At 41.1% G+C, this 13,145-nt stretch carries 10 protein-coding genes; 1 reads left to right on the top strand and 9 read right to left on the bottom strand.

The annotated features are described in order from the left end of the window. Positions 1-33 precede the first annotated feature (33 nt). The 3 genes from EHS13_RS17370 to EHS13_RS17360 form a co-directional block, all read right to left on the bottom strand. Complete coding sequence (locus tag EHS13_RS17370) at positions 34-540, bottom strand: C40 family peptidase (RefSeq protein ID WP_155701584.1); 507 nt, start codon at positions 538-540, stop codon at positions 34-36. Positions 541-761: 221 nt separating this feature from the next. Then, positions 762-2,321 (bottom strand): VPS10 domain-containing protein, encoded by a 1,560-nt coding sequence (locus tag EHS13_RS17365; protein WP_155701583.1) that lies wholly within the window; start codon positions 2,319-2,321, stop codon positions 762-764. Beyond that, positions 2,308-2,862 carry an RNA polymerase sigma factor gene (locus EHS13_RS17360; RefSeq protein WP_155701582.1) on the bottom strand — a complete coding sequence of 185 codons (555 nt, stop codon included), beginning with the start codon at positions 2,860-2,862 and terminating at the stop codon, positions 2,308-2,310. Before EHS13_RS17360 ends, EHS13_RS17365 begins: the two co-directional genes overlap by 14 nt. 289 nt (positions 2,863-3,151) lie before the next feature. Between EHS13_RS17360 and EHS13_RS17355 the strand changes: the two genes are divergently transcribed. Continuing rightward, entirely contained in the window at positions 3,152-7,051 is a 3,900-nt protein-coding gene (locus EHS13_RS17355) for a CARDB domain-containing protein (protein ID WP_155701581.1), read from the top strand. A 114-nt stretch (positions 7,052-7,165) separates the two neighbouring features. Here the strand turns inward: EHS13_RS17355 and EHS13_RS17350 are convergent, their stop codons facing one another. The 6 genes from EHS13_RS17350 to EHS13_RS17325 all read right to left on the bottom strand — a co-directional run bounded on the left by EHS13_RS17350 (position 7,166) and on the right by EHS13_RS17325 (position 13,143). Further along, a complete protein-coding gene (locus EHS13_RS17350) occupies positions 7,166-7,585 on the bottom strand; it encodes a GNAT family N-acetyltransferase (protein ID WP_155701580.1) in 420 nt (139 codons plus the stop codon). A gap of 14 nt (positions 7,586-7,599) precedes the next feature. Further along, positions 7,600-8,583: a phosphotransferase enzyme family protein gene (locus EHS13_RS17345; protein ID WP_155701578.1), complete on the bottom strand. Its 984-nt coding sequence runs from the start codon at positions 8,581-8,583 to the stop codon at positions 7,600-7,602. 144 nt (positions 8,584-8,727) lie between these two features. Continuing rightward, positions 8,728-9,528 carry a glycosyltransferase family 2 protein gene (locus EHS13_RS17340; RefSeq protein WP_155701577.1) on the bottom strand — a complete coding sequence of 267 codons (801 nt, stop codon included), beginning with the start codon at positions 9,526-9,528 and terminating at the stop codon, positions 8,728-8,730. A 224-nt stretch (positions 9,529-9,752) separates the two neighbouring features. Then, the gene (locus EHS13_RS17335) at positions 9,753-11,123 is read right to left on the bottom strand and encodes a transposase (protein ID WP_155698741.1); all 1,371 of its coding nucleotides are present in this window, start codon (positions 11,121-11,123) and stop codon (positions 9,753-9,755) included. A gap of 165 nt (positions 11,124-11,288) precedes the next feature. Next, the gene (locus EHS13_RS17330) at positions 11,289-12,230 is read right to left on the bottom strand and encodes an exosporium glycoprotein BclB-related protein (RefSeq protein ID WP_319633428.1); all 942 of its coding nucleotides are present in this window, start codon (positions 12,228-12,230) and stop codon (positions 11,289-11,291) included. Positions 12,231-12,432: 202 nt separating this feature from the next. Beyond that, complete coding sequence (locus tag EHS13_RS17325) at positions 12,433-13,143, bottom strand: class I SAM-dependent methyltransferase (protein WP_155701575.1); 711 nt, start codon at positions 13,141-13,143, stop codon at positions 12,433-12,435. Positions 13,144-13,145: the final 2 nt, after the last annotated feature.

The following is a 13,145-nucleotide window of genomic DNA, read 5'->3' as shown; positions in this document are numbered from 1 at the left end:
ATTAATTTGTGTAATTAACACCTCAATAATAGCTTATCCAAAAATTCGACGTGCAGTAACATAATGATCTTTCCACCAGCCTGAATTAATATTGGAGTATGTAACTCCGCCTTTACCATAGGTATGCACGAAATAACCTTTTTCCGAGTAAATGCCGACATGCGCAATCTTTTTACCAGAAGCAGATGTTGTGAAGAATACCAGATCACCTTTTTTCAAATTGCTTTTGGAAACATACTTGCCCATCTTCGATTGTTCAATAGAAGTACGCGGTAAATACATGTAATTACGCCCAAACACATACTTAGTTAATGAAGAGCAGTCAAACTCATATTCAATGTTCGTTTTGGCTCCAAATTTATACCTTACTCCGAGATACCAATTGGCAGTGGTGATCAGATTAATGCCTGTCTGAATATTCTTGGAATAGGCTTGTACCGGTTGAGGCATTAAGATTGCAGCGCTTGCAGAAAAAGCAACTGTAAGCGCGAGGCTCACGGTAACAAACTTGGTGGTCAGCATTTTAATTGAAAATTTCATTTGTGTTCCTCCTGTGAAGTTCTGTTTCCAAAACTATATTTCGTAAGTCGCTAGCTTACTAAGAGCATAACACAAATATATTTACCACTATTTACTAGAATTGGGACGAGACAAGTCACTGACTAGTCTCGTCCCTGTTTCTGAGAGTTTAATGAGAATTTTCTCAGCTTAATTTCATTGTATTGATCTAATGTTAATGCAGTTCTCGTAATACCCATGGTCTATTTAACCGTTTGCTCCATAAATTCCCAAGTAATACCGCCATCTGTAGTCTTATACATATTGTATTTAGCTATTGCAAAGCCATCATTTTGTGAAACAAAGTCAAGATGAACACCTCTAAATTCGGCGGTTTCAAGTGGATGTGTGGTCCAGCTCCTCGCACCATCAGTAGTCACGTATATATTAGCACCGTCTGTAGCATAGCCATGATCAGCATCAATAAAGTCCCAAGCTTCGAAATTACTTCGTTCGGGGATCAAAGGTGTCGTCGGCTCCCATGTTTGTCCACTATCATGCGTAGAATAGAATATTAGGGGCTTCTTGTCGTCCTTAGATAGACTAACTGGTAATATGCCTTTCTTGCTCTCGAAGAACTGAGGCGGGTATGAATAAGCTGCTCCTCCGTCTGCAGAAAAACCACTTGGTGCTAGCAATGTTTGTTTTTGCCAATTCAATCCACCGTCATGACTTGCAAATAACCAAATTCCGTCTTCTTGAGAGGATCCCGTTAAATATCCATCCTGCTCAGTCGCAAAAGTAACACCTGATTTAGTTCCTTCCAATGGATTAATGACCCACGATATTATTTTCCAAGTCTGACCACTATCCATTGTTTTGAACAATTCCCCAGACTCAGATCCCTCTGCTGTATCAAAGTGAGCCAACATCCAACCTGTATTTTTATTTACAAAGGTTATATTAGGGTTGCTTGCTCGAATATTTAGATCTAAATTGTTGATTGCTTTGCTAGAAAGCCAAGTTTCTCCACCATCTTTAGTTATATAGACGGTTAATCCCGACCCTGAACCATCGGGAGCAGCCACATAAGCAGTAAGGGAATCAATGAACTTAGCCCAGATTTCCACATTTCTTGATTGAAAATCAATCTCAGCGATATGTTGGGTTTTCCATGTATTGCCCCCGTCAGTCGTCCGTAATATATTCCTAGTCGTTTGTGCCCAACCAATTTTCGTATCGATCATTTGAAAGCTCTTTAGATCTTTATATAAAGCTGTATTCTCAGGGGTTAGATCTCGCTGCGAGGGTGCTTCTCCTTCCCCTAAGCTGAGAATCTTGCCTGTAATGGCATCCATTGTTACTTTCATGTTGTTTCCTGCTGGATAAAGAGCTTTAACGATCCATACCGAATATACATCTGGCTTATCTGGCTCGCCCTGCACATTTTCCTTGAAAAAAGCAGACCATTGTAACTCTGCGTTAGCGTCCATTGCTTTTGCAATTCGCATAGCTTCTTCTTTAGAAATAAAGGTTATCCCAGGTTTAGGAGTTTGAGTGGATACTGGATTATTAACTGTGATCGATTGCTTGCTTGTTTTTAACCAAAGATCTAAATGATCCCAATTCAGACTGAGTATAATACCAAGTGAGCAAGCAATAATAATTGAACCCCATACCATTCTTGAGGAATGATTTCGCTTAAATTGTGATACACCTTTAACGTTTGCTTCCGTCTGGCGCATCATGACTTCAGTAAATTTTTTATTAATAAAAGGCCCTTCTTCCAGCTTATCATACCAATCGGGCTTAGTCGTTTTCATGGCCATTTGCCTCCTTAAGTGATTTCGTTACCGCTTGGCGAGCCCGATAAAGCCGGGATTTCACCGTACCTTCGGAAATGCCCAACAAACTGGACATTTCCTTACCAGATAATTGGTGCCTGGCATCAAGCTGCAGCACTTCACGATATTTGGTAGGCAGCTTCATCACTATCTTCCAGAGGTCATCTGTATAAGACTGATCCAAATACTGACTTTCGGCTGAATTCTGCGATCCGCTCCCTCGTACAACATCTACTAAAGTAACTCTACGAATGAAGGCTGATTTGCGTATATTATAGGCAAGATTGCGAGTGATCGTCAGCAGCCAAGTCTTAATAGAAGATTCTCCGCGAAACTCTGCAATTTTCGTATAGGCTTTAAGAAAAACCTCCTGAGCAATATCATCGGCTTGATGAGTATTCCGTGTAATCGAATAAGCATATCCCCAAACTTCTTCTCCATACGCCTCCATCAGGTTTCGAAAGCTAATATCATCCATGTATTCGACATGTATTAGATAGTCATGTTCCGTAGCAATCATCCCCTTATGCTCCTTGATTTTACGCTGAAATATTACAGTCTTAAGAATAGACAAACTAAGTGCAAGAAAGTTCCCATTATGGATAGAAATTATATGAAAGCATAATAATTCACACAATTAGCATAATAATTTCCATCGTTGGTATTCTGTTCTACGTAGTACAATGTGAAATGTACCCCTTTTAAGCACTTCAAATTTGGTTAAGGCAGGTGATGGTAAAGAACTAGTTTAGCAAGAAATGAAAGCGCATTCTATTGCTGCTTCACCAAAAGAAACTAGGAGGATGATTATGACTGTTAACCGTTTGATACTGAAAAAAAATCCATTTGTTATTTGTTTGCTTGTATTTGTACTGCTTGCTGCACAACTGGCGTTTTTCCCTTCCCTCAGCTCTGCCGCGACAAACCTCGCGCTCAGCAAGCCGATTACAGCTGGGAATTACACGCAGACCTACGTGTCGACCAACTCCAATGACGGCAACCAAGCTACGTACTGGGAAGGCAGCTCCTATCCCAGCTGGATTCGTGTTGACCTCGGTGCAGCAAGCTCTGTTAATCAAGTTGTTTTGAAGCTTCCTAGTGCTTGGGGATCCAGAACACAAACCCTGTCCGTGCAGGGCAGTATGAACGATTCCACCTATACCAACCTTGCCGCTTCTGCGAACTACACATTCAGCCCAAGCGCCAACACTGTGACAATTAACTTTACAGCAGCCAGTGTTCGTTATGTCAAAGTAAACATCACCGCTAACACCGGCTCAACTGGCGGACAAATTTCCGAGTTTGAAGTTTACGGTACGCAAACTCCGACTAACGGAACATACGAAGCTGAAGCTGCTGCTCTCTCCGGTGGTGCAAAGACGAACACCGACCATACAGGCTATACAGGTTCGGGCTTCGTTGATGGCTACCTGACTTCAGGTCCGCAAACTCTGTTCACGGTAACAGCAGCAACAGCAGGCAACTACAACGTTGCGCTGAGATACGCCAATGCATCCGGCAACGCGAAGACACTGAGCCTGTATGTCAATGGCACGAAAATTCGTCAAACCTCACTCCCGAACCTAGTAAACTGGGATACCTGGTCGATCAAAAACGAAACAATCGCGTTAAATGCGGGATCAAACACGGTCGCATTCAAATACGACACAACGGATTCTGGTAACGTCAATATTGATCAAATTGTGGTAACTTTGGCAGGCACAACGCCAACGCCAACGGCTACACCTACTGCTACACCTACTGCTACACCTACTGCTACACCTACTGCTACACCAACAGTTACTCCAACACCTACAGCAACACCAACTGCTACTCCTACACCAACAGGTACTCCAACTGCAACACCTACTCCAACACCAACGGCTACGCCACCTCCGGGCGGCAACATAGCTCTTGGGAAAGCAATCTCGGCTTCTTCATCGACACAAACTTTTATTGCTGCGAACGGCAATGATGGCAACACAGCTACTTATTGGGAAGGCGGAGGCAATCCTAGCCAGCTGACACTCGACCTTGGAGCCAACCACAATATTACTTCCGTAGTTGTGAAGCTGAACCCTGACTCAGCTTGGGGCACGCGCCAGCAAACTATTCAAGTGCTTGGACATAACCAGAGCACGACGACTTTCAGCAGCCTGGTTTCCGCACAATCCTATACCTTCAATCCTGCTTCCGGCAACACAGTAACGATTCCGATTTCTGCTACAGTTAAACGGATCCAACTGAATATTACGACTAATTCCGGTGCTCCTGCAGGTCAGGTTGCTGAATTCCAAGTATATGGCAGCCCGGCTCCAAACCCGGATCTAACGGTTACTGGCTTGACTTGGACACCAGCCACTCCGATTGAAACCAATCCAATTACGCTGAATGCTACAGTGAAAAACAATGGTACAGCTGCATCCACAGCAACCAATGTAAATTTTTACTTGGGCAGCACATTAGTTGGAACTTCTACGCTTGGCGCATTGGCAGCAGGCGTTTCCACTGTTGTATCTGCCAACATTGCAGCGCAGAATGCAGGTACCTATGCTGTAACGGCAAAAGCAGACGAAGCTAATGCGGTTATTGAGCAAAACGAGAATAATAATAGCTTTACCAGCTCCAGCTCACTTGTCGTAAGTCAGGTTGCAAGCTCCGACTTGGTTGGAACTGTTTCTTGGACACCAAGTACTCCGGTGGTTGGTAATGCCGTTTCTTTTACCGTGAATCTTAAGAATCAAGGAACTATTGCTTCTGCAAGCGGAGCTCACGGTATCACATTAGCTCTGAAGAATTCTGCAGGTTCCACGCTTCAAACCTTTACAGGTACTTATAACGGTACATTAGCAGTTGGAGCCTCCGTCAATGTAGCTCTAACTGGAACATGGACTACGGCTACTGGCAACTATAGTGTTACTGCAACTGTTGCAGTAGATGCCAACGAAGTATCGACCAAGCAAGCAAACAATGTAAGTACATCAAGCCTGATTGTATATGCTCTGCGTGGTGCAAGCGTACCGTATTTCCGGTATGATACCCCTGATGCGACACGTGGTGGTGCTGCCACTCTTAAGACTGCACCGACATTCGACCAAGCACTAATTGCTTCGGAAGCTTCCGGTCAGAGTTATGTGGCTCTTCCATCGAACGGCTCAAATCTTCAATGGACGGTTAGACCAGGTCAAGGTGGTGCTGGTATAACCATGAGATTTACTATGCCTGACTCATCAAATGGGATGGGATTGAATGGTTCGCTTGATGCTTATGTAAATGGCGTCAATGTCAAAACAATACCATTAACATCCTACTTCAGCTGGCAGTATTTCTCAGGTGATCAGCCTGCAGATGCTCCTGGTGGTGGACGCCCTCTCTTCCGTTTTGATGAAGTACATTGGAAACTGGCCACCCCGCTCCAGCCTGGAGACATCATTCGTATTCAGAAGAATAATGGGGATAGCTTGGAATATGGCGTTGATTTTATTGAAATAGAACCTCTTCCTGCTGCTGTCGCTCGTCCGGCCAACTCGGTTTCTGTAACCGATCATGGTGCAGTTGCCAACGATGGCCAAGATGACCTTGCGGCCTTCAATACAGCAGTAACTGCAGCAGTAACAGCTGGTAAGAGCCTATACATTCCAGAAGGAACATTCAACCTTAGCAGCATGTGGCAAATCGGTTCTATCGCTAATATGATTAATAATTTTACAGTCACTGGTGCAGGTATCTGGTATACGAACATCCAGTTTACCAACCCCAATGCATTTGGCGGCGGTATCTCACTCCGTATCTTAGGCAAGCTTGATTTCAGTAATGTCTACATGAATTCAAATTTGCGCTCACGTTATGACCAAATGGCGGTCTATAAAGGCTTCATGGACAACTTTGGAAACAATTCCATCATCCACGATGTCTGGGTAGAACATTTTGAATGCGGTATGTGGGTAGGGGATTATGGACACACTCCAGCAATCTTTGCTAACAATCTGCTTGTTGAGAATAGCCGAATTAGGAATAACCTTGCCGATGGTATCAACTACTCGCAGGGAACCAGCAATTCGACCGTACGCAACAGCAGTGTGCGAAACAATGGTGATGACGGTCTTGCCGTTTGGCCGAGCAATACCTTCGGAGCACCTGATGGTGTAAATGATACTTTCTCGTATAATACAATCGAGAATAACTGGCGTGCAGGCGGTATTGCATTCTTCGGTGGTAGCGGACACAAGGCTGATCACAACCTGATCATTGACACTGTTGGTGGTTCTGGAATCAGATTGAACACCACGTTCCCCGGAGCCCATTTCAACAATAATACCGGCATTCTGTTTTCAGACACTACTATTATTAACAGTGGTACCAGTCAAGACCTTTACAATGGTGAACGTGGTGCAATCGATCTAGAGGCATCTGGCGATAGCATCAAAAACGTAACGTTTACTAACATCGATATCATCAATACTCAACGTGATGCTATCCAGTTTGGATACGGTGGCGGATTCACCAATATCGTATTTAACAACATCACTATTAATGGTACCGGCCTTGATGGAATAACGACCTCGCGGTTCTCGGGACCCCATCAGGGTTCCGCCATATACACCTATACAGGTAATGGCTCTGCAACGTTCAATAACCTGACGACCAGTAATATTGCTAACCCTAATCTGAATTACATCCAGACTGGTTTTAATCTGATCATTCAGTAACGATTTATGTAAGTCTCTGTAGGGAGGAGTTTTTCGGAACTCCTCTTTTTTTATGGTTGAAACAGAAAAACCCAGAAGCTCAGTAAGAGCATCTGGTCTAATTCTTTGTATAAGCTAAATATCTTTTTTGAGATAATAGTGTGTATGCCTGCCTGCATTTTGAATAGTTCCAAAAACTACAAAACCTTGGCTTTTGTAAAAATCTAAGGCTTGAAAGCTTAAAGTATCCAATTTAATAAATTCACAATTCTTCGCTTTAGCTAGTTTCTCTGCTTCTAGCAACAGCTTTTTTCCATAACCCAACTTGCGATACGTTTCATCTACAAACAGATATTCAACTTCCATCCAGTTCCAGCATATCTCCCCAGTTATTCCACCAAAAATTTGGCCATCGGTATTTTCTAAAGTTAATGTAAACTCTTGATATCTCCCTTTTAAATCATCTGGAAAATGCATTAAATTATACTCAATCATTTTATCAACTACATAAGTTTTATCAGAACTATTTAAATCATTGGATATGTAAAGCTCCATTTTTCTTCGCTCCCTTAAATATCCGCTCCAAAATAAAAAGCTCTATTTTTCAAACCATTCACTAATCTCTCTCTCAAATTTACTAACCACTCGGGCTCATTATCCCATTGATCAGCCATTGATCTTAAAATTCGAACATATCCATATAAATTCGCAAAACGTCGGCATAAAGGTAGCAAAGACAGCATTTCATCCGAAATTTCAAATTCAGCTAAATATCCGTCCATGAAGATTTGTTTTTTGAGATCAAAATTCTCAGATGGGACATTATCTTGCAAACTATCAAGTACTTGCTCGATATCCATCACGTACCAATGATACATCGCATCATCAAAATCAATCACATTGCAGGATTTAGCAACCTCATCATAAAACACATTATCATATTCAAAATCATAATGAATCATCCCAAAATTAGCTTTTGTCTGCGGAATTGTTGAAAAGTAATCTCGAAGTAACTTTACTTCCATCAAAGCGGCTGTTTCCTGTGGGAAATCTCTCAGAATATCCATAATCCATTCAAAAACATCTTTATATGACCATCGTTTGTTATTAATTGGAGTATATTTACTAGAGAGTTGATGAAGCTTGCCTAAAGCTTTTCCATGACTGAAAACAATAGCATCACTTAAATCAGTCTCACTTAACTGCACACCTGATACACGTTTGAAAACCGATGCATAATACACACCCCACGGAGTACGAACCTCTATTAGATTTTCTCCTTTTTGGGTTGCAACTGATTCTAATGCCTTATAGTTGTTATTATGTAGATAAGAAATAAACTCAAGCTCAGCTTCGATATTCTCCTTAACCTTCTCCGTCTTAGGGGCAAATCTTAATAGCTGAATCTTCCCTTCGAATGTAAATGGATAAATGGCGTTTGAAGAGATGCGATAATACTTAAACATGTCTAAAGATTCTTTATCGAATTCCCAATTTTCTAAGATCATTTCGGCTAGATTTACATTATTGAATAGATATTGCAGTTTTAACAAAAGCATTCTCCTCATAGTTAAGTTTATATGATTACAAAAAGCCCGCAAGACTAGCCTGCTGGCAAAATGATTAGGATTAGGCTAGCGGTTACCCAAAATATAGTTTATTTAATGAGTTATCACAAGAGGACAGTTTAATTATAATTAAATCGAACAGGATTTTTTGTATATGGAGACCTTATCCAACTCAGATTCTCGGTAAATATGAAAGGCAGGATAATGGGTGTCCACATAAAGCGTAAAACCTAGTGCTGCCGCCCGAATGCAGAAATGTCTATCTTCGCCCCAAATCGATAAATTGTAGATTTCCGCATAACGAACACCTGATTGGATAGCCTTCATTGATATTAAGGTACAAGCACCTAAACCACCCACTTTATATATGCCAGGCACTCTCAGATTAGCCATAAATTCAAAGGATTTCCGAGTACCCTCTTCATCGGATAAAGGATTTTTGCGATTGCTTGTAAACATCTTATAATCATCCTGCACCCAAACCTGAGGCATTTCCATCGTATTCGGTTGCCATTGCGTCCAAAATATATTACTTATTATGTCCTTGTCTGCCTTTATAAGCTGCTCTAATGTTTGAGGGTGCAGGATCAAATCAGAATCCACTAAGAACAGGTAATCATATTCATGTTGTTTGGCATATAGAATGATCGAATCCTTCATTGCAGCAACCTTCCAAATTAAATCATCACTCCAATAATGTGTATACTCGTCTTTTTGATATTGATTCGAATTCTGAGTCTTAATAATAATTGCATTCGGGTTCTTCTGTTTGAAATCGTCCAGTAATAGGCTTGAATCTTCATCTGTATTATCATCCATGAGCATATAATCAACTGTTAAAGAGTTTTTCTGTAATTCATTCAATGAGATAAGAAATTCTTGCAATACGTTTGATTTTTGATGGATTGGACTGCCTATTAGCACCTTCATTTATTCCTAACTCCTCTCCTGAAGCTTATATATGTTATTCATGCTCATTTTAAAGTGACAATAACAGTGAGTAATGATAAAGCTATCCTTGCGATCTTTTCAGACCTAAGGATAGCCCATTATTAAAACTTATAAAATTATTATTCTATTGAATCAATTTCATAAATCATTTTCTTTATAGACAGGCTGACCGAATATTCATACTATGATTTTTTAAAAAAGTGCTAAGCAGTAGACTTTTTCATTTTAATGTATTGATTTAATCGGTCAGCTGTTAATTTGCATGCCGTGTAGGTCAGACAGGCGAATTCAAAATCAACCTTTGCTAATGCGCCACGATGGCGAATGTTATTTAGTTGAAAGAACTCTTTTAAGTAGGCATTTACACGTTCAACGGCTGTTCTTTTTTTGTACTGTTCCCTATATCGGTCACTACCACGTGCTGGAACCGTATATCTTCTTGGGTTATCATCGATCTTTTTCTTAAATACTTTCTGACAGTGTCCATCGTTAAAAGGGCAGGTTGAACATTCTTTGGGCTGTGTGTATTTGACCGTTTCGTACTTCGGGTCAAAACTATCGTATCGATAAGAATGACCTTCTTTACAGACGGGACGAAAGTATTTATCCATGCCATCTTCTTGATGTTCATTCCGGCGGTTGTAATCGATGAGGGCCCTTGCACCCATGCTCTCGACTTGCTTATAAATCGGTACGAGATCATAACCTGCATCCGCGATCACTTGAGAAATGGCTAGTTCAGGATGCTTTTCAGCAAGTCCTTTAAGTAAGGGAATGGCCAACTTTCCATCATTCATATTTCCTGATGTAAGTAAGGCTACAAGGATATATTGGCTTTTGCAGTCGACGACAAGATGGGCTTTGAAACCGTACCAGAATACATTCTTGCCTTCCGAATTTTTCTTTACGCCCCAGGCTGGAGTTAACGGGATTTCCTTCACCAACTCGTCATAGCTGTAGGAGGCTTGGGTTTCTACCTTTTTCTCGAATAACGTTCGATTCTCTTCCAGTTCCAACTGTTCCTTGAGCCATTGTTCTCGCTCACCCTTGGACTTGCGTCCCCGTTTCTTCGTTGGCGTTTTCGTGTTTAGTGGTTGACTGTCTTCCTTCTTTTTCTCGGGTTGACGATCTCTGGCTTCAACATGAGTTGCATCTATAGCTACCGCGGAAGCATCGATAAAACCCTCATGAAACGCTTGCTTGACTAGGTCTTGTTGAGACTGCTGGAACACTTCCGATTGTAGTAGTTTCTGGATAAGTCGCGTGTAAGAAGCTTCACTTGGAATTCGATCAGAACCCATAAATCCACAATCCGTGCTAAATTCGATACTTCGTTTCAATCGTTTCCGCAGATCTTTAATGGTTGGAATACGTTCAACGATTCGAATGAATAACGATTGCAGCATAGCTACGTAGTTGAGCTGAGTTGGTGCCCCTAAAAATGCCTTTTTAGATACAACGCGTAAGAATGGATTAATATCTAACGTCTCAAAAAGATAAGCAAACGTATCTTTGGGTGACATTTCTAATAAATCCTGCAAGGAAAACAGACTTTCTTGTTGAATATTGTACATTGGGAGATGCTCCTTTCTTCTCATCAGTGTCTGGTAGGGGTACTAAACACTTCGAGATTTGGGGAGGCACTCCTTTTTTTATGCTCTAAAAACTTAAGCGCAATAAGGCTTTGGAATTATGAAATTGATTCTATTAAAAATTTTTAGTTATTTTTTCAAATAAACTTAGGCGATTGTTACACCTGCACTTGCATAGCCATTAATAGTGTTAACTAAACTTAAACCAGCAGCAGTTGCCGAGAAGACCATGAGGATACGATCTTGTGGTGAAACTGGAATATTTAAGCCAGTAATTATACCATTACTTATAGCGCCAAGTAATACGGTTCCAGTAAGTGCTGGTGATAAAGTAACTATAGCTCCTGGAATTGGAATAAAAATATTATTTGGTGTCGCTGATCTAAACAATTGTGCTCTAATTGTAACAGCCGAACCAATTAATGAAAGCCCGAGTGTCACACTGAAATATGCAGCAATGCTCGTAATTGTTCCTGCACGCGGCATTGAAAAAGAAAAGTTGAGCAATAAACCACCTGCACCAGTCAGATCGATGGTACCACCAGCAATATTAACATTAGTTACATTGTTTCCAAAACCTACTAGGCTACCTGTTCCCACAAGCCCACCAAGAATTGTTGTTAATGAAGCGGGTAACCCAGATGCGAAAGGAATAATGGCGCCAGCACCTGCTGCCCCGGTTGCTCCGGTAATTCCTGTTGCACCTGTGACTCCTGTGACTCCGGTTGCTCCAGTTGCTCCGGTTGCTCTGGTTGCTCCCGTAAGTCCAGTTATTCGTGTTGTTCCGGTTATTCCTGTTGTACCTGTGACTCCTGTTACCCCTGGATCTCCTGTTGCCCCAGTTACACCTGTTACTCCCTGCGCCCCAGTTGCACCTATAGCTCCCGTTGTCACTATAACCGGTGGGGGAGTAGCAGATTTCAGAATAGCTTCCAGTTTATTCTCCAGAAGCATTTCTTTCTTGATAGCTTCACGCATAGTCGCTTGAACACTTTCATTCACAAGTAAGATTGTGCTTATGGATGTAGGTACTGTTATACTAATAATTGGTGTAATATTTGGAATATTTGCCTGACTCAAGTCTATCACTTCCTTTCTTTTTAACTCTAAATAGTATATGGAGTAACCAAAATTACGGATGGACTGGTGTTCTTAAACTATAAGTAGCTCTATAATTCTAAAAACCTTGTGTCTAATTTATGTATAATTTTAGTAGAATAACGTCCTTTGAAAAACGCACAAAAGGCCAACCTCTGAAAGTTGGCCAATCCTCATACATTCTGCTAGATCTTTAGACACTCTCTTTAATAGCTAACTTTCCTTTCAATCGTAGAAGCAACCAGACCTGATCCCCCCATGTATCTCTATGTAATTCCTCATAAGAAAAGAGTCGTTCCAGATCGGCAACAAACGGATAATGGTTAAAATCATCAATTAGAATCAAGGCATTTTCTTTCAACTTCAAATATAACCATGTGAAAACAAGCGAACGTCCATTTCCATGCGGACCATCTACAATTAATACATCTATACTCTCATTTAAAAAGGTAAACTGACTTAACTCCCCATAAAATGCATTTCGGATTTGATAATGATCATATTGATCTGTTTTTACATATTTTCCAAGCCTTCCGCATTTTTCATTAGCCTCAGCTGGATTATTAAACAAGTCCTCACGCTCTTCATCAGTCAGTTGCTTTAAACAACTCCAATGCACGTCGATCCCTGTCATTGCTTCCGCATTTTGGATCAATTGACTTGCACGCGCAGGATGATGCTCGATTATAGTTGTTTTTATGGGTAGAAGGTTTAATTCATGCAAAGAATTCCAGACCCAGATGGCTTGCCCTCCACCTAGCTGGACAATTCTAATTTCATCATTAGACTTTTCCAATCTACGTAATAGATGAATGAATGCGCTTCTACTAATCGAATCATTATCTGGGTTCCAACCTCTTCTCCCTGCAAGAGAAAGAGCGACTTCAATATCTTTAACAAGCATGC

The sequence above is a fragment of the Paenibacillus psychroresistens genome (assembly GCF_009728935.1).
Lineage (GTDB): Bacteria > Bacillota > Bacilli > Paenibacillales > NBRC-103111 > Paenibacillus_AC > Paenibacillus_AC psychroresistens.
This window is presented reverse-complemented; position numbering and strand designations above follow the sequence as displayed.